The sequence below is a fragment of the Rhodococcus sp. S3 genome, assembly GCF_058211795.1.
Genome location: NZ_CM177074.1, coordinates 2,111,985 through 2,134,781 on the forward strand (window position 1 = coordinate 2,111,985; position 22,797 = coordinate 2,134,781).

Here is a 22,797-nt window from a genome sequence, read left to right on the forward strand (position 1 = left end):
TCTACCGCCGGTCGATCCCGGGGTTCCGCGATCGTGTCCGCCCACTATTGAAACAGGTCGTGTCGATGCAGGGCGCCGGGTCCGGTGGACTACGGTTGCCGATGTGTTGACCGCCGCGGCGTTCGTGCCGTCCCCACCGCTGCTCGTGCCCGAGCTGACCGGTCTCGCCGCGTCCGAGACCGACGATCTGCGCGAGGCGGTTCTCGAGGTCGGTCGCAGCCTGTCCGATGCCGCGGAATGGGTGGTCGTGGGCGCCGAGTCGGCCGAACAGACCGTTCCCTCCACCGCGCGCGGGACCTTCCTCGGGTTCGGAGTCGACGTCACCGTGCAGCTCGGTCCCGAGGCCGCCGGCGAACCCGATCCCGAGCTCGCATTGACCGCTCTGGTGGCCGGCTGGATCCGCGATCGCACGGCACCCGGCACCCGCGTGACGACCCACGTGGTGGCCGTCGACGCGGACGCCGCGCACTGCGCCGATCTCGGCCGCGACCTGCGCACGGCGCTCGACCGCGACGATCTGCCGCGCGCACTGCTCGTCGTCGCGGACGGAGCGACCACCCTCACGGCCAAGGCGCCCGGCGCCTACGATCCTCGCGCCGAGGACGTCGAGGCCGTCCTGGCGGCGGCGCTCGCCGCCGGCGACCCGGAGGCGCTCGCGGCGCTCGACCCCGACCTGTGTTCGGACATCGAGCTGACCGGACGCGCCGCCTGGCACGTCCTGGCGGCCGCCCTCGGCGCGCGCCCGCGCTCGGCGTCCGTCACCTACTCCGCCGCGCCCTACGGCGTGGGCTACCACGTGGGGATCTGGACACCGTGAGCGCAGAAAACACCGGTCCCGCCGACACGCTCGTCCCGATCGCGGTCGTGGGCCCCACGGCCACGGGCAAGTCCGATCTCGGACTGGACCTCGCCGAGGTGCTCGGCGGCGAGATCGTCAACATCGACGCGATGCAGCAGTACCGCGGCATGGACATCGGGACGGCCAAGCTGCCAGCGGACGAGCGTCGCGGCATCCCGCACCATCAGCTCGACGTCCTCGACGTCACCGAGACCGCGACGGTCGCCCGCTACCAGCAGGCCGCGATCGCCGACGTCGAGGCGATCCTCGGCCGCGGTCGCCTCCCGATCGTCGTCGGTGGATCGATGATGTACGTGCAGGCACTGCTCGACGAATGGCAGTTCCCGGCGACGGATCCGCAGGTCCGCGCCAAGTGGGAGGCGGTCCTCGAGACCGAGGGGCTCGCAGCGGTCCACCGGGCGCTGCAGAGCGCCGATCCCGCCGCCGCGGCGACGATCCTGCCCACCGACGGCCGCCGCATGGTCCGCGCGCTCGAGGTCGTCGAACTGACCGGGCAACCGTTCGCGGCGTCGCAGCCGACGATCGGTGAGCCTCGCTGGGGCACCGTGATCCTGGGCGTCGACCGCGACACCGCCGAACTCGACGACCGCATCGCGCGGCGCACCGACCTGATGTTCGAACGCGGCCTCGTCGACGAGGTGCACGGTCTCCTCGAGGTCGGCCTGCGCGAGGGTGTCACCGCACGTCGCGCGATCGGTTACGCGCAGGTCCTCGCGTACGTCGACGGGGAGTACGACCTCGATCACGCGCGCGAGCGGACGTTCATCGGGACCCGGCGCTACGTACGACGGCAACGCTCGTGGTTCCGCCGCGACCCGCGCATCCACTGGCTCGACGGCGCCGACCCCCACCTGCTCGACGCTGCCCTGCGGGCCGTCCGGGACGCACGCACATCACCGGCCTCACCAGCCCGATAAGGTAGCGCGCATGGAGTTCAGCAAAGGGCACGGAACCGAGAACGACTTCGTGATCCTTCCCGATCCCGACGCGCGCCTGGACCTCGACGCAGGCCGGATCGCCGCCCTGTGCGACCGGCGTCGCGGGCTCGGTGCCGACGGTGTGCTCCGCGTCGCCCGTGCCGGTGCGCTGGTGTCGGCCGGCGTGCTCGGAGAACTGCCCGAGGGCACCGGGGCGGACGACTGGTTCATGGACTACCGCAACGGCGACGGATCCATCGCCGAGATGTGCGGCAACGGTGTGCGGGTGTTCGCGCACTATCTCACCGCGCACGGGCTCGAGAACCGCCGCGAGTTCGTCGTCGGCAGCCGCGCCGGAGGCAAGCCCGTCACGGTGCACGAGACCGGACCTGTCCTCGGCGAGGTGACCGTGGACATGGGGACGGTGCGCACCCTCGGCGAGTCGGCGGCGACCATCGACGGACGGGTCTACCCGGGCATCGGCATCGACGTCGGCAACCCGCACCTCGCGTGCGTGGACCCGCACCTGAACGAGACGAGCCTGGCCGGTCTCGACCTCACCTCGCCCGGCTTCGACCCGGGCTTCTTCCCACACGGCGTCAACATCGAGTTCCTGACCCCCATCGCGGCCGGAACGGTCCACATGCGCGTCCACGAACGCGGCGTGGGGGAGACCCGCTCGTGCGGAACCGGCACGGTCGCCGCGGCCGCTGCGGCCCTGCGCTTCGACGGCGCATCCGACGGCGCGGTGCGGGTCCGGATCCCGGGCGGCTCGGTCGAGGTGCGGATCGAGGACGGTCACGCCTGGCTACGCGGACCGTCGGTGCTGGTCGCGGTGGGTGAACTCGACGACACCTGGTGGTCGGCGCCGAACTGATCGGCACCGATCGGCCCTGCTGAGGCGCACTCGGGTATGCCCCTGCGCGAATGCGGCGGAAAAACTCGAATGCACCGATTCGGGCTTCGTGACACCATGGAGGTGTATGACGAACACACAGCGCACGCGCCGCGCAACCACAGATGACAGCACTTCGACCGCGTACGACGCACCCGGAGGCTGGACCGCCGAGGATCCGTCCGTCGGCGAGATGCAACTCGAAGACCGCAGCGCGTTGCGGCGTGTGGTCGGTCTGTCCACCGAACTCGAGGACATCACCGAGGTCGAATACCGCCAGCTCCGACTCGAGCGTGTCGTGCTCGTCGGTGTCTGGACGGGCGGAACGGCCGCCCAGGCGGAAGCGAGCCTGGCCGAGCTGGCCGCACTCGCCGAGACCGCCGGCTCCGAGGTCCTCGAAGGTCTCGTCCAGCGTCGCGACCGGCCCGATGCCTCCACCTACATCGGTTCCGGCAAGGCCGACGAGCTCCGGCAGATCGTCCTGACCACCGGCGCGGACACCGTGATCTGCGACGGTGAACTCACTCCCGCCCAGCTCACGGCGCTGGAGAAGGTCGTCAAGGTCAAGGTCATCGACCGGACCGCGCTGATCCTCGACATCTTCGCCCAGCACGCCACCTCGCGAGAGGGCAAGGCGCAGGTCTCCCTCGCGCAGATGGAGTACATGCTCCCGCGCCTGCGCGGCTGGGGCGAGTCGATGTCGCGGCAGGCCGGTGGTCGTGCCGGCAGCAACGGCGGTGTGGGCCTGCGTGGCCCCGGTGAGACGAAGATCGAGACCGACCGCCGCCGGATCCGCGAGCGGATGGCCAAGCTCCGTCGCGAGATCAAGGCGATGAAGGCCGCGCGCGACACCAAGCGCACCCGGCGTCTGCGCAACAGGATCCCGTCCGTCGCGATCGTGGGCTACACCAACGCCGGTAAGTCGAGCCTGCTCAACAAGCTCACCGGCTCCGGTGTCCTGGTGCAGAACGCACTGTTCGCGACCCTGGATCCGACGACCCGCCGGTCGGCGCTGCCCGACGGCCGCGAGTACGTGCTCACCGACACCGTCGGTTTCGTCCGGCACCTCCCGACCCAGCTGGTCGAGGCGTTCCGGTCGACCCTCGAGGAGGTCGCCGACGCCGATGTGCTGCTCCACGTCGTCGACGGCTCCGACCCGCTGCCCACCGAGCAGATCAAGGCGGTGCGCGAGGTCGTCACCGAGGTGCTCCGCGAATCGGACGCCCCGCCGCCGCCGGAGTTGATCGTCGTCAACAAGATCGACGCCGCCGATCCGGTGACACTGACACAGTTGCGCAGCGCGATCCCCGGCGCGGTGTTCGTCTCCGCGCACACCGGGGAGGGCGTCGAGGAGTTGCAGACCCAGCTCGCGGGTCTGCTCGAGGATCCCGACGTCGAGGTGAAGCTGCTCCTGCCGTACACCCGCGGCGACCTGCTCGCACGCATCCACTCGGACGGTCAGATCCTCTCGTCCGAGCACGAGGTGGACGGCACACGGGTGCACGCGAAGGTGCCGGCAGCGCTGGCGTCGGCATTGGTCGACTTCGCGGCCTGATGCGGGTCGTGCGCCGGGCGGCGCTGCTCGCTGCCGTCGTGGCGTTCGTGCCGGCCCCGAACGCCGGCGCGCAGGACACCGCGATCCCGGCCGCGGATCTGCCGACCGAGATGCTGTGCACTCCCGACGATCCCGCGCTCGCCGAACTGTCCGGCCTCGCGACGATCGGCGACCGGCTGTTCGCGACCCCCGACGCCGGAGAGGACGAACGCATCGTCGAACTCGACGGGGATTGTGCGGTTCTGCAACGGATCCCGTCGCCCGTCGATCCCTACGACGTCGAGGATCTCGCCGCGGGTCCCGACGGCCGGTTGTGGCTCGGCGATCTCGGCGACAACACCCGCGTCCGCGAGACGATCGCGCTCATCTCCCTCGACCCCGACACCGGGCAGGGAGATCTGCACCGGCTGACCTATCCCGACGGTCCCCGCGACGCCGAGACCGTACTCGTCTCCGCGACAGGCGAACCGATCATCGTGACGAAGGCGCTGTTCGGATCGAGCAATGTCTACCGGCCCGCACGCGGACTCACGATCGACGGCCTGCCCGTCCCGGGACCGGCCCCCCTCGAGAAGGTCGGATCGCTGGCACTCGGACCGTCGGACACCCCCGGCGGTCCCGTTCCCGGTGCGTCCTCCTCGATGGTCACCGGCGGTGCGGTCAGCGCCGACGGGACGGTCGCGGCGGTCCGCACCTACACCGACGTCTACCTGTTCCACGTCCCCGACGGCGATCTCGCGTCCGCTCTGGTCGCCGGTCCGCGCTTCCGCGTCCCGGTCCCGGGCGAACCGCAGGGCGAAGCCGTCGCATTCACCGCCGACGGTGACCTGGTCACCGCGTCCGAGCGCGGCGCGGCAGGCACGGAGAATCCACCGATCCATATCCGTCGCGGTGCGACCGATCTCTTCGCACCCGCGGACGACGATGCCGCGGACGAGATGTCGCCCGCGGCACTGCCGGTCGTCGGTGCGGGCGTGGCCGCCGGGGTCATCGCGCTCGGGGTCCTCGGACTCGTCGTCCGGCGCCGCACCCGCGGCTGAGATCAGGCGCCGCACCCGCGGCTGAGATCAGGCGCCGCGAGCCCGCGGCCGAGATCAGGCGTCGAGGTCTGCGGCGACCAGTTCCGCGACCTGCGCGAGGACCGCGTCGTCGTCGCACGAGATCGTGACCTGCGTGCCCTTTTCCGCGCCGAGCGTCATGATCATCAGGGCCGAACCGGCGTCGACGGGCTCGCCGCCGTCGACCGAGAGGGTCACCGGGACACCGGCCGCGACCACGGCCTCGGCGATGATCCCTGCAGGACGGGCGTGGAGGCCGATGGACGAACCGACGGCAACCGTGGTGCTGGGCATGTGAATCTCCTTCGTGATGGGGAAGTGCAGAGGGTCGGATCGATCAGGAGCGTGCCGCTGTGTTCAGGAGCGTGCCGCTACAGGCTGGGGGTTCGTCTCGTCGGCGGCGACCCGGGCGGGACGCGTGATCGACTTGGCGATACTGACCGCGAGTGCGGCGACCACCGTGCCCGCCGCCAGCGCGATCAGGAACCACACGACGCGGTCCATCGCGAACAGCACGAACAATCCGCCGTGGGGAGCGGTGAGCGTGACACCCGTCGCCATGACGATGCCGCCGGTCACGGCGCCGCCGAGCATCATCGACGGGATGACCCGGAACGGGTCGGCCGCCGCGAACGGGATGGCGCCCTCCGAGATGAACGATGCACCGAGCAGCCAGGCGGCCTTGCCGTTCTCGCGTTCGGCCGTGCTGTAGAGACGCGGACGCACCAGCGACGACAGTGCCATGGCGAGCGGCGGAACCATACCGGCGGCCATGACCGCCGCCATGATCTCGAGCGAACCGGTGTTGGCGACGTCGAGACCCGCGACCGCGAAGGCGTAGGCGGCCTTGTTGACCGGTCCGCCGAGGTCGAAGCACATCATCAGGCCGAGGATCGCACCGAGCAGCACCGCGGAACCACCGGACAGACCGTTGAGCCAGTCGGTGAGACCGGTCGTGATCGCGGCGAGCGGGCGACCGAGCAGCAGGAACATGAGCCCACCGACGATCAGGCTCGCGAGCAGCGGGATGATCACCACAGGCATCAGGCCACGAGCCCAAGTGGGCAGCGGGATACGGCCGACCCACAGGGCCGCGAAGCCGGCGATGATGCCGCCGACCAGACCGCCGATGAAACCGGCGCCGACGAAGACGGCCACCGCACCGGCGGTGAAGCCCGGAGCCAGACCCGGACGGTCCGCGATCGCGAAGGCGATGTACCCGGCCAGTGCCGGGACGAGGAACGAGAACGCCAACGAGCCGATCTGGTACAGCACCGCACCGAGATAAGTGCCGAGCCCACCCTCGGGAAGGTTGGTGAGCGTGTTGTCGAGGACGATGTCGGCGGCCGAGTCGGTGATGTCGGGACCGGCGAGCAGGAAGCCCAGAGCGATGAGCAGACCACCGGCCGCGACGAACGGGATCATGTAACTCACACCGGTGAGCAGGATCTGCCGCAGCCGGGTACCCCAACCGAGGTCGGTGCCGGTCTCCGACTCACCCGCCGGGGCGCCCGCGGTGCCCTCGACGGTGCGTGCGGACGGATCGGTGGCGGCCCGCAGGGCCTCGTCGACCATGGTGTCCGGTTCGTTGATCGCGCGCTTGACGCCCGATGCGATCACGGGCTTCCCGGCGAACCGTTCGCGGCCCTTGACCCCCACGTCGGTGGCGAAGATGACGGCGTCGGCGCCGGCGATCACGTCGGGGGGCAGGGGAGTGCTGCCGCTCGATCCCTGCGTCTCCACCCGGACCGTCACGCCCGCGCGTTCACCGGCGGCGGCCAGCGCATCGGCGGCCATGTAGGTGTGCGCGATACCGGTCGGGCACGCGGTGACCGCGACGATCGTGCGGCCTCCGGGCTGTTCCGCGCTCTGCGGAGGCGCGACCGCCGGCGTCGCAGCGGCTGTCGGTGACGGCTGTTCCGGCGCTGCGGTCGAGCCGGCAGGAGCGCTGCCCGACGACTCCGGTCGGGGCGGGAGGACGTCCTCGACCAGCGCGATGACCTCGTCCGCGGACGCGGCCGCGCGCAGCGACGCGACGAAGTCCGGGCGCACGAGTGCACGAGCGAGAGCGGTGAGCAGCTTCATGTGGTCGCCGCCCGCACCTTCGGGCGCGGCAATGAGGAAGACGAGGTCGGCGGGTCCGTCGGGCGCACCGAAGTCGGCCTTCGGGGACAGCCGGGCGAAACCGAGCGACGGCGTGGTCACCGCTTCGCTGCGTGCGTGCGGGATCGCGATCCCGCCGGGAAGGCCGGTGGCGGACTTGGCCTCCCGTTCGAGAACGGCCGCGGTGAGTGCGTCGGCGTCGGATGCGCGACCGTTCGCTGCGAGACGCTCGGCGAGCGCGGCGATGACGGAGTTCTTGTCGGATCCCAGGTCTACATCGAGCGAGACGAGTTCCGTGCCGATGATCGAGGAACCGCCTGCGGAGCCGGAGGTGGTGTCGGACATGACGTTCCTTAGGAGTGGGAGGGGAGCGGTCGGGGTCGGCGGTGGACGTCGGTGACGTGCACTCGGGATGGATCGACGGAATCGGGTGTGGGCAGGGCTGTTCCGGGGAGCGTGACGGCTGCGGTTCCGTACGCCACGGCGAGGCGCAGGCACTCGTCGGGGGTGTGACCGGCCTGCTCGGCGAGCAGATATCCGGCGAGCGACGAGTCGCCCGCGCCGACCGTGCTGCGGACCGTGACGTCGTCGGCGGTGGCCCGCCACGCGCCGGTGGCGGTGACCAGCACCGCGCCCGCACCGCCGAGGGTCGCGAGTACCGCGCCGACCCCGCGTTCCACCAGCACCCGTCCCGCGTCGACCACGGCGCCGACGTCTCCTGCGGCGGCGCCGGATTCGAGTTCGTGGGCGTCCGCGCCGGTGAGCTGGGCCAGTTCGTCGGCGTTCGGCTTGATCACGTCCGGGGCCGCCGCGGGGAACCGCTCGGCGAGGGCGAGCAGTGGCCGCTCGGAGGTGTCGACCGCGATGCGGCATCCGAGACCGCGCAGGGCACCCACGAGATCGGCATACCACGACTCGGGCACACCGGGAGGAAGAGAACCGGACAGGACGGTCCACGCGGCTCCCTGCGCGCATTCCAGCAGGACTGCGTGCAACTCGCCGAGTGTGCGTCCGGTGCAGGGGGTTCCGGGTTCGTTGAGTTTGGTCGTGGTGCCGTCGGGTTCGGCGACGGTGATGTTGTTGCGCGTCGGCCCGGAGGTGGGCACGGCCCGATGGGCGATGCCCTGCTCGTCCAGCGCGGCGAGCAGAGGATCGCCGGCGTTGGCCGGGAGAACGGCGACGACCTCGGTCGTCGCGGCGTGCAGCACACGCGCGACGTTGATCCCCTTGCCGCCCGGATCGACGGTGGATCGCTCGGTGCGATGCACCTTCCCGCGCTCGAGCGGGCCCGTCAGCCCGACCGTGCGATCGAGACTGGGGTTGGCCGTGAGCGTGACGATCATGTCGTCACCACCTCGATTCCGTGTTCGATGAGTTGCCGACGGTCGGTGTCGTCGAGATCGGTGTCGGTGACCAGAACGTCGATCGGTTCGAGCGACGCGAAGCTCAGCAGATTGCGCCGACCGACCTTCGACGAATCGGCGACCACGACGACCCGGTCGGCGGTGCGCACCATCGCGCGCTTGACCGCGGCCTCGTCGGCGTCGGGGGTGGACAGGCCGTGGTCGATGCTCAGCGCGTTGGTGCCGATGAAGGCCACGTCGACGTGCACCGTCGACAAGGTGGCGAGGGCCTCGGCACCCACCGCGGCCTGCGTGACACCGCGGACGCGACCGCCGAGCAGGTGCAGCTGCACGGTGCTCATTGCGGCGAGGCGCGCGGCGATCGGCACCGAGTTGGTGACGACGGTGAGGTCGACCTCGGGCGGCAGCGCTCCGACGATCCTGCCGGTCGTGGTGCCGGCGTCGAAGAGCACGCTTCCGCCGGACGGCGGGAGGAAGGACGTCGCGGCGGCGGCGATGCGGTCCTTGTGTTCGGCGCGGGTGTGCTCGCGCTCGGAGAGGGCAGGCTCGGCCACCGAGAGCGAGGCGGCCGGGATCGCGCCGCCGTGAACCCGCCGCACGAGGCCCAGGCGTTCGAGGTGTGCGAGGTCGCGGCGCACGGTCTCGGTGGTGACGCCGTACCGGTCGGCGAGCACTGCGACCGACACGCGGCCACGTGCCGCCACCAGTGCTGCGATCGCCTGCTGCCGTTCCTCTGCGTACACCGACACTCCTGGGGGTACCCGATCTGTGGGGAAAACAATGTTGGTTTATGTTGTTTTACGCCCGTCTGTGTTGACATGTCAAGGCTTCCGAGTAATCTGAGTCACAACGAACTACTGCGGTGAGGAGATCTCCATGGAGCAGTCGGCGTCCGTCCTGCACGGCACCCCCGTCGTCCCCGGTATCGGATACGGGCCGGTCATCCGTCCCGTCGCGCGTCCTGTGGTCCCGGCGCAGGGCGCCTCGATCCCCGACACGGCGCGCGAGGCCGAGGTGGGCCGGTTCGAGGACGCCGCGAAGGTCGTGGCCGAGCGGCTGCGCGCCCGCGCCTCGCGTGCATCGGGTGCCGCGGCAGAAGTGCTCCAAGCCACCGCTGTGCTGGTCGAGGACCGCGCCTGGCGCGGAGCGGCCGCGACGAAGATCCGGTCCGGATCCGACGCGGTCGGCGCCACCGTCGCCGCCACCGACCAGTTCGCGGCCCTGTTCGAGAAGATGGGCGGGCTGCAGTCCGAGCGGGTCACCGACCTGCTCGACATCCGCGACCGCGTGATCGCCGAACTGCAGGGCGCCCCCGAACCCGGTCTCGAGATGCCCGATTCGCCGTCCGTGCTCCTCGCGGCCGATCTCGCACCCGCCGACACCGCCGGACTCGACCCGTCCGTCGTCGTCGCGCTGGCCACCTCCCTCGGAGGACCCACGAGCCACACCGCGATCATCGCGCGCCAGCTCGGCATCCCGTGTGTCGTCGCAGTGGCAGGTCTCGACGACGTCCCTGCCGGCACCGAGGTGCTGGTCGACGGCGCGACGGGCCGGATCGTGCTCTCCCCGGACAGCGCCGAGGCCGCAGCCGAGGTCGAACGCGACCGCGTCGAGCGCGAGCGGGTGGCGGGCTGGTCCGGTCCCGGCGCCACCGCGGACGGTCACCCGGTCGAGATCCTCGCCAACGTGCAGGACGGATCGGGTGCCCGCGCGGCGCGCCGGACGCCGGCGCAGGGCGTCGGACTGTTCCGCACCGAGCTGTGTTTCCTCGACCGCGACACCGAACCGACGGTGGACGAGCAGGCCGACATCTATGCGGAGGTCTTCGAGGCGTTCGAGGGACGGAAGGTCGTCCTGCGGACCCTCGACGCCGGCTCCGACAAGCCCCTCCGGTTCGCCAACCACCCCGACGAACACAATCCCGCCCTCGGCGTCCGCGGTATCCGCATCACGACCACGGCGCCGGGAGTCCTCGATCGTCAGCTCGACGCGGTGGCCGCGGCCGCCTCGCGTACCGGCGCCACGCCGTGGGTCATGGCTCCGATGGTGGCGACCGTTTCGGAGGCCGCCGATTTCGCCGCGCGCGTACGCGAGCGCGGACTGTCGCCGGGCGTCATGATCGAGGTTCCGTCCGCCGCCCTGCTCGCCGACCGATTGCTCGAACACCTGGACTTCCTGTCGATCGGCACCAACGACCTCGCCCAGTACACGATGGCGGCCGACCGGATGTCGCCGCAGCTGGCCGCACTCACCGACCCGTGGCAGCCCGCGGTGCTCGCGCTCGTGGCCCGCGCGGCACAGGCCGGGGCGGTCGCGGGCAAGCCGGTGGGGGTGTGCGGCGAGGCGGCGGCCGACCCGCTCCTCGCCTGCGTCCTGGCCGGCATGGGCGTGACCTCCCTGTCGTGCGCCGCCTCGGCGGTGACGGGTGTCGGGGCCCGGCTCGCCTCGGTCCCGATGGACCGTTGCCGCGAGGCGGCCGAGGCGGTCCTCGCGAGCGACGACCCCGTCGCGGCACGGGCCGCGGCAGCGAAACTGCTGGACTGAACGGCAAGGCCGGGACGGCCGGTTCCACGCGGCCGGGACGGCCGGTTCCACGCGGCCGGGACGGCCTGTTCCACGCGCCCGAGGCTGCCGGTTCTACGATGACCTGTCGTGACCGAACGAGCGAACACGACCGGACGCACGACCACACGCCGCGGCTGGACCCTGCACGGCGACGGGCGTCGTATCAATCCCGGTGCGGTGGTCGCACCGCACGAGCGACTGTCGTGGCCGCGCACCATCGGCATCGGGATGCAGCACGTCATCGCGATGTTCGGCGCCACCCTGCTCGTGCCGACGATCACCGGCTTCCCCGTCACGACGACGCTGCTCTTCTCCGGTATCGGCACCGCGCTGTTCCTGATCATCACGCGCGGCCGGGTGCCCAGCTATCTCGGTTCGTCGTTCGCGTTCATCGCGCCGCTCAGCGCGTCGGCCGGGTCCGGTCCGGCAGCGCAGCTCGGCGGAATCGTCGCCGTCGGCATCGTGCTGGTGCTCATCGGTCTGATCGTCAAGGCGGCGGGTTCGCGCATCATCGACGCGGTCATGCCGCCGGTGGTCACCGGGGCGATCGTCGCCCTCATCGGCCTCAATCTCGCACCGACCGCCACCGGCTCGTTCGAAGCCCAACCGCTCGTCGCCACGATCACGCTCGTGGTCACGCTGCTCGTGACAGTGGTCGGCCCGGGCATGCTCGGCCGCCTCGGCATCCTCGTCGGTGTGATCGTCGGATGGATCTTCGCGGCGTTCACCGGGGCGATCGCGTCGGAACGCATCGACGCCATGCGGGACGCCGCCTGGTTCGGTCTGCCCGACCTGCGCGCCCCCACCTTCGAACTGTCGGTCGTGCTGCTGGCGCTGCCCGTCGTCGTCGTGCTGGTCGCGGAGAACGTCGGCCACGTCAAGGCGGTCGCCGCGATGACCGGCCGGAACCTCGACGACATGGCCGGCAACGCGCTCATCGCCGACGGCCTCGCGACCACCCTCGCCGGTGCGGGCGGCGGCTCGGGCACCACCACCTACGCCGAGAACATCGGCGTCATGGCGGCGACTCGCGTGTACTCGACCGCTGCATACGCCGTTGCGGCGGTCACCGCCGTCGTGCTGGCCTTCTCGCCGAAGTTCGGTGCGCTGGTGTTCACCGTGCCCGACGGTGTCCTCGGTGGCGCGACCCTCGTGCTCTACGGCCTGATCGGCATCCTCGGTGTCCGCATCTGGACGGAGGCGAAGGTCGACTTCACGGATCCGGTCAACCTCACGGTCGCAGCCGCGGCGCTCGTCGCCGGCATCGGCGACCTGACCCTGTCGATCGGCTCGGTCGAACTCGGCGGTATCGCCTGGGGGTCGATCGGCATCCTCGTCGCGTACCCGCTGCTGCGCAGACTCGCGGATCTGCGCCGCTGACCGGCGCCCGGCGCATCGGCCGACACCGCCCCGTGCCCGCGGGCCGTTCGATACCGACGGGCGCCCGCCGGGGTCGTCCGGGTCACAAAATGCGCTCGGTTGTGTCAGCGTCACCGCGCGCTCGGCTGCATACCGTGAGTATGTCGAACGACGTCTCACACAGGAGCGCAGATGGAACGCACCCTTTTCGAGCCCGAGCACGACCTCTTCCGGGAGTCGTACCGGAAGTTCCTCGAACAGGAGGTGGCCCCCTTCCATGAGCAGTGGGAGAAGGACAAGATCGTCGACCGTGAGGTGTGGAAGAAGGCCGGCGCGCAGGGCTTCCTCGGCATGGCGGTGCCGGAGGAGTACGGCGGCGGTGGCATGGACGACTTCCGTTACAACGCCATCATGGCCGAGGAGACCACCAAGCTGGGCTTCAGCGGTCTGGGCTTCATGCTGCACAACGATGTCGTCGCTCCCTACCTGCTCGAGCTCGCGAACGAGGAGCAGAAGAAGCGCTGGCTTCCGGGCTTCTGTTCGGGTGAGCTGATCACAGCCATCGCGATGACCGAGCCGGGCACCGGCAGCGACCTGCAGGGCATCAAGACCCGCGCGGTGCGCGACGGTGACGACTGGGTCCTCAACGGCGCCAAGACGTTCATCACCAACGGCATCCACTCCGATCTGGTGATCGTCGTCGCCTGCACCGACCCGGAGAAGGGCGCCCAGGGCTTCTCGCTGCTCGTCGTCGAGCGCGGCATGCCGGGCTTCGAGCGGGGACGCAACCTCGACAAGATCGGCCTCGACGCGCAGGACACGGCGGAGCTCAGCTTCAACGACGTCCGCGTCCCGGCGGCCAATCTCCTCGGTCAGGAGGGCATGGGCTTCATCTACCTGATGCAGAACCTGCCGCAGGAGCGCCTGGCGATCGCGGTCGTCGCCGCGGCTGCGATGGAGCGCGTGCTCGACGACACGATCCAGTACTGCCGCGACCGCAAGGCCTTCGGCAAGCCGATCGGCAAGTTCCAGAACACCCGCTTCGAGCTCGCCGAGCTCGCCACCGAGACCCAGCTCGCCCGGGTGTTCGTGGACCGGTGCATCGAGCTGCTCAACGAGAAGAAGCTCACCGTCCAGGAAGCCGCGATGGCCAAGTACTGGACCACCGACAAGCAGGTCGAGCTGATCGACCGCTGCCTGCAGCTGCACGGCGGCTACGGCTACATGCGCGAGTACCCGGTCGCCAAGGCGTACCTCGACGCCCGCGTGCAGAAGATCTACGGCGGCACGAACGAGATCATGAAGGAAGTCATCGGGCGCGGCCTCAACGTCTGAGGCACGTACGAGAAAGGCCGGGGTGGCTCCGCTCAGCGGAGCCACCCCGGCCTCGTTCCTCTCCGGGTGCACCCGGGAATCAGATCTTGCGGACGACCGTGACGACCTTGCCGAGAATGACGGCGTCGTTGCCCGGGATCGGTTCGAACATCGGGTTGTGCGGCATGAGCCAGACGTCGCCGTCGACCCGCTTGAACGTCTTGACGGTGGCCTCGCCGTCGAGCATCGCGGCGACGATGTCGCCGTTGTCGGCGACGTTCTGCTGCCGGACGACCACCCAGTCGCCGTCGCAGATGGCCGCATCGATCATCGACTGGCCGACGACCTTGAGCAGGAACAGCGAGCCCTGACCGACGAGTTCGCGCGGCAGCGGGAAGACGTCCTCGACCGATTCCTCGGCCAGGATCGGGCCACCGGCCGCGATCCGACCGACGACGGGAACCATTGCCGCCGAAGGAATGTCGTCGGTCGACGAGCCGGCGACCACCTCGGGGGAGGACTCGGCTGCGGGGGTGGGCTCGAGACCGCGGACGTCCACGGCACGCGGACGGTTCGGATCGCGGCGCAGGAAGCCCTTCCGTTCGAGGGTGCGCAGCTGGTGCGCGACGGAGGACGTGGAGTTGAGCCCGACGGCGTCGCCGATCTCGCGGATGCTCGGTGGGTACCCCCGTTCGCTGACGGAATCGCGGATGACCTCGAGCACACGACGCTGACGCTCGGTGAGGCTCGCGGTGGGATCGTCGGTCGTGGGTCCGCCCCGGCGGGCTGTGGATGTTCCGTCCGCCTTCATCGTGACCTCCGTGCGGCGAGTGTCGGATGGGTTGCAAGTTGCCTTTCGAATCTATCGAGATCCCGCGCGTATATCAAACAGATGTTCGAGATTCACCCTCCGAGGAGCTGTCGTCGGGGTGCGACTCGTGGTAGAACATTCGAACAGACTTTCGTTCGAACACATGAGCGACTGATCGAACGGGGTCGTGAGACCACGCACAGCGACACGGTCGAGGTCGGAAGACCACGCACAGCGACACGGAGGATTTCCGATGAGCAGAGCGGTTCGGATCGACACGGCGGTTCCGGTGGGTACGGCGCGACAGGGCGCTGTGGCCCGAACCGGTGCCTCAGTCCGGACGAGCACGGCAGGACGGACCGTCACGGGCCCGCCCGGAGCAGGTGCACCCGGGGCGGCGGCGTATCGCATCCGGCCGATCGCGACGTCGACGCTGCATCATCGCACCCGTGTCCCGGCGCGGACGAGACCGCGCGTCGCCGCGCCCACGCGCGAATATCGCGAATATGTCGCCGCACCCTCGCGCGAACCCCTGCACCGTCGCTCGGAGATCACGCCGCGCAGTCGCCGGCCTGCGGAGGGGACGAGTTGGCGGCAGATGGCCGCGACGGTGCTCCTCACCGCGCTCGCGACGACGATGCTCCTCGTGCTCGCCCACGTGCGTACCGATGAGGTGATCCCGCAGGGCGCCGGCACCACGGTCACGGTCGTACGCGAGGGGGAGAGCCTGGAGGCGTTGGCCGCTCGCGTGTGGCCCGATGCTCCGGTCGACGTCACGGTGGCGAGGATCGCCGACCTCAACTCGCTCGACGGTACGGCCGTGCAGGCCGGAAGCCGTCTCCTCGTGCCGGATTCCTCCCGGGGATGAGGGTGTCGTGGCCCTGCCCGACCCGCGATCCGCGCCCGAACCGGACAGGCGGGTATTGTCTAACACTGTCAGTCACACCACTCCGTGTGGTTGCGGCGGTGTCGGCCCACTCGCGGGTGGAGACGGTTCCGGTCGGGAGACATTGCTTCGGCGCCGACGTCGCGACCCGCACGGGCACGACGAAGGAACCGACATGTACTGCCCGTATTGCCGCCACCCCGATTCCCGGGTGGTCGATTCGCGCGAGGCAGACGAGGGTGCCGCGATCCGTCGTCGGCGGGCGTGTCCCGAATGCGGGCGCCGCTTCACCACAGTCGAGACGGCCGTGCTGTCCGTCGTCAAGCGCAGCGGCGTGACCGAGCCGTTCAGCCGCGAGAAGGTCGTGCGCGGCGTGGCCCGTGCCTGCCAGGGACGCGATGTCGACAACGATGCGCTCAACAAGCTCGCGCAGCAGGTCGAGGACGCGGTGCGGGCGAAGGGATCCCCCGAGGTCCCGAGCCACGAGGTGGGACTGGCGATCCTCGGGCCCCTGCGCGATCTCGACGAGGTCGCCTATCTGCGATTCGCCTCGGTCTACCGTTCCTTCAGTTCCGCAGAGGATTTCGAACGCGAGATCCAGGAACTGCGCGAGCACAAGAAGTCCCGCTCGGACGCGACCGACTGACGGTTTCGGTCGCTACCGGATCGCGTCGATCGCCTTCAGGACGCGCTTCTCCGACACCGGGATCCGCGTCCCGAGACCCTGCGCGAACAGGCTCACGCGCAATTCCTCGATCATCCAGTAGATCTCGACCACCTCGGGTGCGGCACGTCGCTCCTCCGGCAGTCGTGCGAGCAGCTTGTCGTAGGCGCCGTAGACGCGATCGAGCACATCCATTCCCGCCGCGTCGCGATGCGCACTTGCCGGCAACGCCTCCAGGCGCTGCGCGGCCGCGGTGAGGTAGCGCGGCAGGTCGGCGATCCGCCGCGATCCGAGGTCGGTGACGAAGCCGGGGAACAGCAACGACTGCAGCTGTTCGCGTACGTCGTCGGCAGCCTCGCCGTTCGACCGATCGAGGAGCACACCCGCCTCGTGGGCGCGGGACAGCACGGGCACAACCGCTTTCAACAGACGGGCCACGCGCCCCGGCAGATGTGAGCGCACCGTGGCCGCGAGCGCCTCGAACTCCTCGGGTGTGCGCACGGGAGCTCCGTGCGCGGCGATGAGTTCGTCCACCGCGCAGGCACGGCAGTCCTCGATCAGCGCTTCGAACGATCCGTCCGGGTTCCGCCCGAGCGCGAGTCGCTCCATGTTGGTCAGTCCCGAGGTCACGGCCTTCGCCTTCGTCGGTGCCGACGACAGAAGCAGGGCACGCAACCCCTGACGCGTCGCGTTCTGCTGGGCCTGCGGTGTGCTGAGCACGCGCACCGCGACGCCGTCCTTCTCCGCAACCAGGGCGGGATAACCGGTGACCTTCCGGCCGCCGACCTCACGGGTGACGGTCTCCGGCAGGTTCCCGAGGGTCTCGGCCGTCCACACCACCGCCGCGGGACGTTCGGTGCCCGCAGCGGCGCGCGAGACCTCCGCTTCGACCCGCGGAGCCAGCTTCTTCCGCAGCGCCGCCAGACTCTTGCTGCGGCCCAGCACGGTGCCGCGTTCGTCGACCGCCGCGAAGGTCATCCGCAGATGGTCGGGCAACGCACCGGTATCGAAGTCCGAGGGCTCGATCGTGCACCGGCCGAGCCGCGACAGCTCGCGGGCCATCGCGTTGACGAGCGGTTCGGAGCGCGGCGTCACCGACGCGAGGGCGGCCGCCGCGAAATCGGGAGCCGGGACGACCTGCCTCCGAAGGTGTTTCGGCAGGGTCTTGATGAGGGCCGTCACCAGCTCGGTCCGCATCCCGGGTACGAGCCAGTCGAAACCGACGGACTTGAGGTTCGCGAGCAGCGCGACGGGGACGCGTGCGGTGACGCCGTCCTCCTCCGTGCCCGGCTCGAATTGGTAGGTGAGGGGGAACTGGATCTCGCCCTGACGCCACGCATCCGGGTAGTCGCCCTCGAGCACCGACGCGGCGTCCTGGTTCACCACGGTGTCCGGCGTGAACGTCAGCAGGTCGGGTTGCTGCTTCCGGGTCTTCTTCCACCACATGTCGAAGTGCCGGGCCGAGATCGCCTCCGGGCCCACCCGCTGGTCGTAGAAGTCGAACAGGGTCTCGTCATCGACGACGATGTCGCGCCGGCGCGCACGGTGTTCGAGTTCCTCGACGTCCTCGAGCAGCGCCCGGTTGTCGTGGAAGAACTTGTGCTGCGTGCGCCATTCGCCCTGCACGAGGGCGTGGCGGATGAACAGCTCTCGCGAGACCTCCGGATCGATCCGTCCGTACGGCACGGGACGCTGGGCGATCAGCGGGATGCCGTAGAGCGTGACGCGTTCGTAGGCCATCGCCGACTCTCGGCGCGTCGACCAGTGCGGCTCCGAGTAGGTGCGCTTGACCAGGTGCGGAGCGAGCTTCTCGACCCATTCGGGTTCGATGCGCGCGGCCGTCCGCGCCCACAGCCGTGAGGTCTCCACGAGTTCGGCCGCCATGACCCAGCGCGGAGGCTTCTTGAACAACGACGATCCGGGGAAGATCGCGAACCGTGCGCCGCGGGCACCGAGGAAGTCGCGCTTGTCGCCCTCGCGAAGACCGATGTGCGACAGCAGGCCTGCGAGCAGCGACTTGTGGACGTCGTCGGGATTCACGTCGCGGTGGTGCGTCTGCCAGCCCATGTCGACCGTGATCTGACGGAGCTGCCCCTGCAGGTCCTGCCACTCACGGATCCGCAGCCAGTGCAGGAACTCGTCGCGGCACAACCTGCGGAACCTGCTCGACGACAGTTCCCGCCGTTGTTCCTTCAGGTAGTCCCACAGCCGCAGGAAGGCCAGGAAGTCCGAGCCCTCGACGGCGAACCGGGCGTGCTTCTCGTCGGCGGCCTGCTGGAACTCGGTCGGGCGTTCGCGCACGTCCTGGATCGACAGGGCCGCGACGATGATGAGCACCTCGCGCAGGCATCCGTTGCGGTGGCCCTCGACGATCATCCGGGCCATGCGCGGATCGACAGGAAGCCGGGCGATCTCGCGGCCCGTCGCGGTCAGGCGCGGCGTCTCGCCCTTCTTCGCCGGTTCGAGCGCGCCGAGTTCCTCGAGCAGAGCGATGCCGTCGCGGATCGCGCGGGGATCCGGTGCCTCCACGAACGGGAAGGCCTCGATGTCGCCGAGTCCGAGCGCCGTCATCTGCAGCACCACCGACGCGAGGTTGGTGCGCAGGATCTCGGGTTCGGTGAATTCCGGCCGACCGTCGAAGTCGTCCTCCGAGTACAGGCGGATACAGATGCCGTCGGCGACGCGACCGCAGCGCCCCGCGCGCTGACGCGCCGAGGCCTGCGAGATCGGCTCGATCGGCAGTCGCTGCACCTTCGTGCGCACCGAGTACCGCGAGATACGGGCGGTGCCGGGGTCGACGACGTAGCGGATACCGGGAACCGTCAGGGACGTCTCGGCGACGTTGGTGGACAACACGACCCGGCGTCCTGTGTGCGGTGCGAAGACGCGGTGCTGTTCGGCCGCCGACAGGCGTCCGTAGAGCGGGAGGATCTCGGTGTTGCGGAGCTTACGGTCGCGCAGTGCGTCGGCGGTGTCGCGGATCTCGCGTTCGCCGGAGAGGAAGACCAGGATGTCGCCGTCGCCCTCGCGCTGGAGTTCCTCGACGGCCTCGCACACGGCGTCGACGGGGTCGCGGTCGACGAGCGTGTCGCCCGCCTCGACGGTCAGCGGCCGGTAACGCACCTCGACGGGATAGGTGCGGCCGGAGACCTCGACGATGGGGGCGGGCGTGCCGTTCGCGTCGGCGAAGTGGCGCGCGAAACGTTCGGGGTCGATCGTCGCCGAGGTGATGATCACCTTCAGGTCGGGACGACGCGGAAGCAGCTGCGCGAGGTAACCGAGCAGGAAGTCGATGTTGAGGCTGCGTTCGTGCGCCTCGTCGATGATGAGCGTGTCGTACCGGCGCAGCAGCCGGTCGCGCTGGATCTCGGCGAGGAGGATGCCGTCGGTCATCAGCTTGACGAGTGTCGACTCGGTGACCTGATCGTTGAACCGCACCGTGTATCCGACGGCGTCGCCGAGCTCGGTGTCCAGTTCGTCCGCGAGTCGCTCGGCGACGGCGCGCGCGGCGATACGGCGCGGCTGGGTGTGGCCGATCAGGCCGCGAACCCCACGCCCGAGTTCGAGACAGATCTTCGGGATCTGCGTCGTCTTGCCCGAACCGGTCTCACCGGCGACCACCACGACCTGGTGGTCGCGGATCGCGGCGGCGATGTCGTCCTTGCGCTGCGAGACCGGCAGATCCTCGGGATAGCGGATCTGCGGGACCGACGACGCGCGGGACGCGAGCCGGGTGCGGGCGTTCTCGATCTCGGCGGCGACCTCGGTCAGCGCCTCGCCGCCCCGCGCCCGGTCGAGCCTGCGACGGAGGCGGTTCTCGTCGCGGAGGGAGACCTCGGACAGGGCAGCGCGCAGTTCGCGACGATTCGGGGCGGGGGAGATGGACATGCTGATCACACAGCCTAGCGAAACGGCCCGGTCGGGGCCGGTCGGGGAGGTCAGGCCTCCGGTGGTCGGCCCGCCAGGGCACGCACCCGGCCGATCACCGCGCCGAAGATCTCCCGGTACGGGGCGTGGACCGTGAAGTGGGTGAACCCGTAGCGCTCCCGGCTGCGCAGGATCTGCCCGGCCATCTCGTCCACCGTGCCGATCAGCACGAACGGCGAGTCGAGCAGGTCGTCGGCGCCGACGGTGTGCTCGAACCGCTCGGCGAGCGCGGCGGCGGTGCCCGCCCGGTCGTCGGTCTCGACGACCGCCTGGAGCAGGGTGTGCCACTCGATGTCCTCGACCCGGTCGCCGGCCCGCGCCCGCGCGAACGCGACACGGTCGTCGGCCTCGGTCGCGGTGGCGATGCGGAACGTCCCCGGTGGCCTCCCCGGCAGCTGGACGGCACCCGCGACACTCACGATGTCGGCATGGGCGGCGGCGACGGACAGGATCCGGTCGCCGGTGCCTCCGACGATCAGGGGCGGGCCGTAGCCGCCGAATCCGCGCCGCTGTACCGGACGGAGCACGGGCAGATCGAACGCTTCGCGCAGCGCCGCCTGCTCGTCGAAACCGGACCCGGTGAACGATCGCTGCAGTTCCTGCACGGTGGATTCGAGACGCTCGGCGCGCTCGTCGAAGCGCTCCCACTCGATCCCGGCCGCCTCGAACTCCCATCTCATGTGGCCTGCGCCGAGACCGACCTCGAGACGGCCGCCGGTGAGCAGATCGGTGGTCGCGATCTCGCGGGCGAGCAGTGCCGGATTCCAGAAACCGGCGTTGAGCACCATCGTGCCGACCCGCAGACGCTCGGTGGCGCCGGCGGCGGCCAGGACGGGGAACGGCGCGGGGACACCGAGATGGTCGGCCGCGTACACCGCATCGAAGCCGGCGTCCTCGACGGCGCGGCACCAGCGAACGAACTCGTCGGGGGACCCGACCTCGAAGATGTTGACGGAGAAGCGGAACTCGGTCATGGCACCCAGGGTGGCGGGTTCGGGCCTCCGGCACCAGAGTCGTTTCCTCCGCATACGATGACGGGTGTCGTGATCGTCGTGGACGGGAGTTGGTCGTGGGTGCGTTGTGGCACGGATTCGCCGATATGGGCGCGATCGAACGGGACGGCGCATTCGTCGTGTCGCGCGGGGAAGGCGCGTACATCTGGGACGACGCCGGCAACCGCTACCTCGATGCCACCGCCGGACTGTGGTTCACCAATGTCGGTCACGGCCGTACCGAGATCGGCGACGCGATCGCAGCGCAGGTCGCCAAGCTCGCCCACTACTCGAACTTCGGCGATCTGACCTCCGAACCCACCGTCGAACTCGCCGAGCGTCTCGCGGGGATCGCCCCCGTTCCGGGCAGCAAGATCTTCTTCACCTCCGGTGGATCCGACTCCGTCGACTCGGCGGCCAAGCTCGCGCGGCGGTACTGGCAGGAGGTCGGGAAGCCCGGCAAGCGGCTGCTGGTCTCGCGCGAGAAGGCGTACCACGGCATGCACGTCGGTGGCACCTCGCTCGCCGGTATCCCCGTCAACGGTGAGGGCTACGGCCGCCTGTGGGAGGACACCGCGCGGGTTGCGTGGGACGACGCCAAGGCGCTGCTCGAACTCGTCGATTCGGTCGGTGCCGACTCCATCGCGGCCTTCTTCTGCGAACCCGTCATCGGTGCGGGCGGGGTGTACCTGCCGCCGGACGGCTATCTCGCCGAGATCCGCGACATCTGCCGCGAGCACGACATCCTGTTCGTCGTCGACGAGGTGGTCACCGGCTTCGGTCGTATCGGCGGTTCGTGGTTCGCGTCGTCGCGATTCGACCTGGATCCCGACATGGTCACCACCGCCAAGGGACTCACCTCCGGCTACCTGCCGATGGGCGCCCTGTTCGTCGCTCCGCGGGTCGCCGAACCGTTCTTCGCCGGCGGCGTGTGGTGGCGCCACGGATACACCTACGGCGGGCATGCTGCAGCCGCAGCGGCCGCGCTCGCCAACCTCGACATCATCGAGCGTGAGAATCTGCTCGCCGAGGCGGCGCGGATCGAGCGGACGCTGCACGAGAAGCTCGCTCCGCTGGCGGACCACCCGCGGGTGGCGGAGGTGCGCAGCGGCCTCGGTGCGGTGGCGGCCGTGCAGCTCGCCGATCCGTCCGAGGCGCTCGGTTTCGTGAAGACCCTGCGGCAGCACGGGATCTCGGGACGAGCGGCCGGTCAGGGCGCGATGCAGATCTCCCCGTCGTTCGTGATGACCGACGAGCAGATCACCGATCTCGCCGACGGAATCGCCGCAGCACTCGGCTGATCCGTTCCTTCGGCCCGGCCGGTACCTCGGCGAGGGGGAGTTCGGCGCTGCCGTCGCGTGCGGCGAGCGAACGCGCATAGCGTTCGTGCAGTACCGACCGCACCTCGTCGGGGCTGTAGTTCCGTCGTTGTCGCTCGTTGCGGGCGGTGACGGCACCGGTCGCCGCGACTCCCACGATCCCGGCGAGTCCGACGAGCTTCCACCACTTGCCACCGCGCAGTGTCATG

At 70.1% G+C, this 22,797-nt stretch carries 19 protein-coding genes; 11 read left to right on the forward strand and 8 right to left on the reverse strand.

All coding sequences use genetic code 11. From position 1 onward, the window contains the following. The first annotated feature begins 103 nt into the window (after positions 1 to 103). From AC0LPE_RS09850 to AC0LPE_RS09870, 5 genes are all read left to right on the forward strand, one after another. Entirely contained in the window at positions 104 to 817 is a 714-nt protein-coding gene (locus tag AC0LPE_RS09850; protein WP_490606105.1) for a class III extradiol dioxygenase subunit B-like domain-containing protein, read from the forward strand. After that, positions 814 to 1,776 carry a tRNA (adenosine(37)-N6)-dimethylallyltransferase MiaA gene (miaA, locus tag AC0LPE_RS09855; RefSeq protein ID WP_229567959.1) on the forward strand — a complete coding sequence of 321 codons (963 nt, stop codon included), beginning with the start codon at positions 814 to 816 and terminating at the stop codon, positions 1,774 to 1,776. The genes AC0LPE_RS09850 and miaA overlap by 4 nt, the downstream gene beginning before the upstream one ends. Positions 1,777 to 1,786: 10 nt before the next feature. Next, positions 1,787 to 2,653: a diaminopimelate epimerase gene (dapF, locus tag AC0LPE_RS09860; protein WP_490606106.1), complete on the forward strand. Its 867-nt coding sequence runs from the start codon at positions 1,787 to 1,789 to the stop codon at positions 2,651 to 2,653. 106 nt (positions 2,654 to 2,759) lie between these two features. Next, the gene (gene hflX, locus AC0LPE_RS09865) at positions 2,760 to 4,226 is read left to right on the forward strand and encodes a GTPase HflX (RefSeq protein WP_059381257.1); all 1,467 of its coding nucleotides are present in this window, start codon (positions 2,760 to 2,762) and stop codon (positions 4,224 to 4,226) included. Continuing rightward, positions 4,226 to 5,266, forward strand: coding sequence for a hypothetical protein (locus AC0LPE_RS09870; protein WP_490606107.1), 1,041 nt, complete (start codon positions 4,226 to 4,228; stop codon positions 5,264 to 5,266). The genes hflX and AC0LPE_RS09870 overlap by 1 nt, the downstream gene beginning before the upstream one ends. Positions 5,267 to 5,320: 54 nt before the next feature. On the opposite strand, the gene AC0LPE_RS09875 is transcribed toward AC0LPE_RS09870, so the two are convergent. From AC0LPE_RS09875 to AC0LPE_RS09890, 4 genes are all read right to left on the reverse strand, one after another. Next, a complete protein-coding gene (locus AC0LPE_RS09875) occupies positions 5,321 to 5,578 on the reverse strand; it encodes an HPr family phosphocarrier protein (protein WP_016692704.1) in 258 nt (85 codons plus the stop codon). Between the two features lie 63 nt (positions 5,579 to 5,641). After that, on the reverse strand, positions 5,642 to 7,732 hold the full coding sequence (locus AC0LPE_RS09880) for a PTS fructose transporter subunit IIABC (RefSeq protein WP_490606108.1): 2,091 nt from the start codon (positions 7,730 to 7,732) through the stop codon (positions 5,642 to 5,644). 8 nt (positions 7,733 to 7,740) lie between these two features. After that, on the reverse strand, positions 7,741 to 8,730 hold the full coding sequence (pfkB, locus tag AC0LPE_RS09885) for a 1-phosphofructokinase (protein ID WP_024100688.1): 990 nt from the start codon (positions 8,728 to 8,730) through the stop codon (positions 7,741 to 7,743). Continuing rightward, positions 8,727 to 9,494 (reverse strand): DeoR/GlpR family DNA-binding transcription regulator, encoded by a 768-nt coding sequence (locus AC0LPE_RS09890; protein WP_019289185.1) that lies wholly within the window; start codon positions 9,492 to 9,494, stop codon positions 8,727 to 8,729. The genes pfkB and AC0LPE_RS09890 overlap by 4 nt, the downstream gene beginning before the upstream one ends. A 133-nt stretch (positions 9,495 to 9,627) precedes the next feature. Here AC0LPE_RS09890 and ptsP point away from each other — a divergent pair, with 133 nt between their 5' ends. The 3 genes from ptsP (at position 9,628) to AC0LPE_RS09905 (ending at position 14,010) form a co-directional block, all read left to right on the forward strand. Then, positions 9,628 to 11,295, forward strand: a complete 1,668-nt coding sequence (gene ptsP, locus AC0LPE_RS09895; protein ID WP_490606109.1) for a phosphoenolpyruvate--protein phosphotransferase — start codon at positions 9,628 to 9,630, stop codon at positions 11,293 to 11,295. Positions 11,296 to 11,403: 108 nt separating this feature from the next. Further along, positions 11,404 to 12,696: a solute carrier family 23 protein gene (locus AC0LPE_RS09900; protein ID WP_160875957.1), complete on the forward strand. Its 1,293-nt coding sequence runs from the start codon at positions 11,404 to 11,406 to the stop codon at positions 12,694 to 12,696. 171 nt (positions 12,697 to 12,867) lie between these two features. Next, positions 12,868 to 14,010, forward strand: a complete 1,143-nt coding sequence (locus tag AC0LPE_RS09905) for an acyl-CoA dehydrogenase family protein (protein WP_016692710.1) — start codon at positions 12,868 to 12,870, stop codon at positions 14,008 to 14,010. A gap of 79 nt (positions 14,011 to 14,089) precedes the next feature. Here AC0LPE_RS09905 and lexA read toward each other — a convergent pair whose 3' ends face one another. Next, complete coding sequence (gene lexA, locus AC0LPE_RS09910) at positions 14,090 to 14,800, reverse strand: transcriptional repressor LexA (RefSeq protein WP_145691767.1); 711 nt, start codon at positions 14,798 to 14,800, stop codon at positions 14,090 to 14,092. Between the two features lie 253 nt (positions 14,801 to 15,053). Between lexA and AC0LPE_RS09915 the strand changes: the two genes are divergently transcribed. Further along, the gene (locus tag AC0LPE_RS09915; RefSeq protein WP_490606110.1) at positions 15,054 to 15,668 is read left to right on the forward strand and encodes a LysM peptidoglycan-binding domain-containing protein; all 615 of its coding nucleotides are present in this window, start codon (positions 15,054 to 15,056) and stop codon (positions 15,666 to 15,668) included. A gap of 193 nt (positions 15,669 to 15,861) precedes the next feature. Further along, the gene (gene nrdR, locus AC0LPE_RS09920; protein ID WP_059381265.1) at positions 15,862 to 16,332 is read left to right on the forward strand and encodes a transcriptional regulator NrdR; all 471 of its coding nucleotides are present in this window, start codon (positions 15,862 to 15,864) and stop codon (positions 16,330 to 16,332) included. 12 nt (positions 16,333 to 16,344) lie between these two features. Here nrdR and hrpA read toward each other — a convergent pair whose 3' ends face one another. Together hrpA and AC0LPE_RS09930 are read right to left on the reverse strand one after the other, a co-directional pair. Continuing rightward, entirely contained in the window at positions 16,345 to 20,238 is a 3,894-nt protein-coding gene (hrpA, locus tag AC0LPE_RS09925; RefSeq protein ID WP_490606111.1) for an ATP-dependent RNA helicase HrpA, read from the reverse strand. Positions 20,239 to 20,288: 50 nt separating this feature from the next. After that, positions 20,289 to 21,251 carry a TIGR03621 family F420-dependent LLM class oxidoreductase gene (locus AC0LPE_RS09930; protein WP_490606112.1) on the reverse strand — a complete coding sequence of 321 codons (963 nt, stop codon included), beginning with the start codon at positions 21,249 to 21,251 and terminating at the stop codon, positions 20,289 to 20,291. Positions 21,252 to 21,376: 125 nt separating this feature from the next. Between AC0LPE_RS09930 and AC0LPE_RS09935 the strand changes: the two genes are divergently transcribed. Further along, entirely contained in the window at positions 21,377 to 22,570 is a 1,194-nt protein-coding gene (locus AC0LPE_RS09935) for an aminotransferase family protein (protein ID WP_145691872.1), read from the forward strand. On the opposite strand, the gene AC0LPE_RS09940 is transcribed toward AC0LPE_RS09935, so the two are convergent. Beyond that, complete coding sequence (locus AC0LPE_RS09940; RefSeq protein WP_145691764.1) at positions 22,530 to 22,796, reverse strand: hypothetical protein; 267 nt, start codon at positions 22,794 to 22,796, stop codon at positions 22,530 to 22,532. The two genes, AC0LPE_RS09935 and AC0LPE_RS09940, sit on opposite strands and share 41 nt — an antisense overlap. Position 22,797 lies beyond the last annotated feature (1 nt).

Coding starts and splice junctions, on each gene's coding strand:
- lexA (WP_145691767.1), bottom strand. CDS start 14,800: ATGAAGGCGGACGGAACATCCACAGCCCGCCGGGGCGGACCCACGACC.
- AC0LPE_RS09880 (WP_490606108.1), bottom strand. CDS start 7,732: ATGTCCGACACCACCTCCGGCTCCGCAGGCGGTTCCTCGATCATCGGC.
- ptsP (WP_490606109.1), top strand. CDS start 9,628: ATGGAGCAGTCGGCGTCCGTCCTGCACGGCACCCCCGTCGTCCCCGGT.
- AC0LPE_RS09935 (WP_145691872.1), top strand. CDS start 21,377: ATGGGCGCGATCGAACGGGACGGCGCATTCGTCGTGTCGCGCGGGGAA.
- nrdR (WP_059381265.1), top strand. CDS start 15,862: ATGTACTGCCCGTATTGCCGCCACCCCGATTCCCGGGTGGTCGATTCG.
- AC0LPE_RS09940 (WP_145691764.1), bottom strand. CDS start 22,796: ATGACACTGCGCGGTGGCAAGTGGTGGAAGCTCGTCGGACTCGCCGGG.
- hrpA (WP_490606111.1), bottom strand. CDS start 20,238: ATGTCCATCTCCCCCGCCCCGAATCGTCGCGAACTGCGCGCTGCCCTG.
- AC0LPE_RS09870 (WP_490606107.1), top strand. CDS start 4,226: ATGCGGGTCGTGCGCCGGGCGGCGCTGCTCGCTGCCGTCGTGGCGTTC.
- pfkB (WP_024100688.1), bottom strand. CDS start 8,730: ATGATCGTCACGCTCACGGCCAACCCCAGTCTCGATCGCACGGTCGGG.
- AC0LPE_RS09930 (WP_490606112.1), bottom strand. CDS start 21,251: ATGACCGAGTTCCGCTTCTCCGTCAACATCTTCGAGGTCGGGTCCCCC.
- dapF (WP_490606106.1), top strand. CDS start 1,787: ATGGAGTTCAGCAAAGGGCACGGAACCGAGAACGACTTCGTGATCCTT.
- AC0LPE_RS09875 (WP_016692704.1), bottom strand. CDS start 5,578: ATGCCCAGCACCACGGTTGCCGTCGGTTCGTCCATCGGCCTCCACGCC.
- AC0LPE_RS09905 (WP_016692710.1), top strand. CDS start 12,868: ATGGAACGCACCCTTTTCGAGCCCGAGCACGACCTCTTCCGGGAGTCG.
- AC0LPE_RS09915 (WP_490606110.1), top strand. CDS start 15,054: ATGAGCAGAGCGGTTCGGATCGACACGGCGGTTCCGGTGGGTACGGCG.
- hflX (WP_059381257.1), top strand. CDS start 2,760: ATGACGAACACACAGCGCACGCGCCGCGCAACCACAGATGACAGCACT.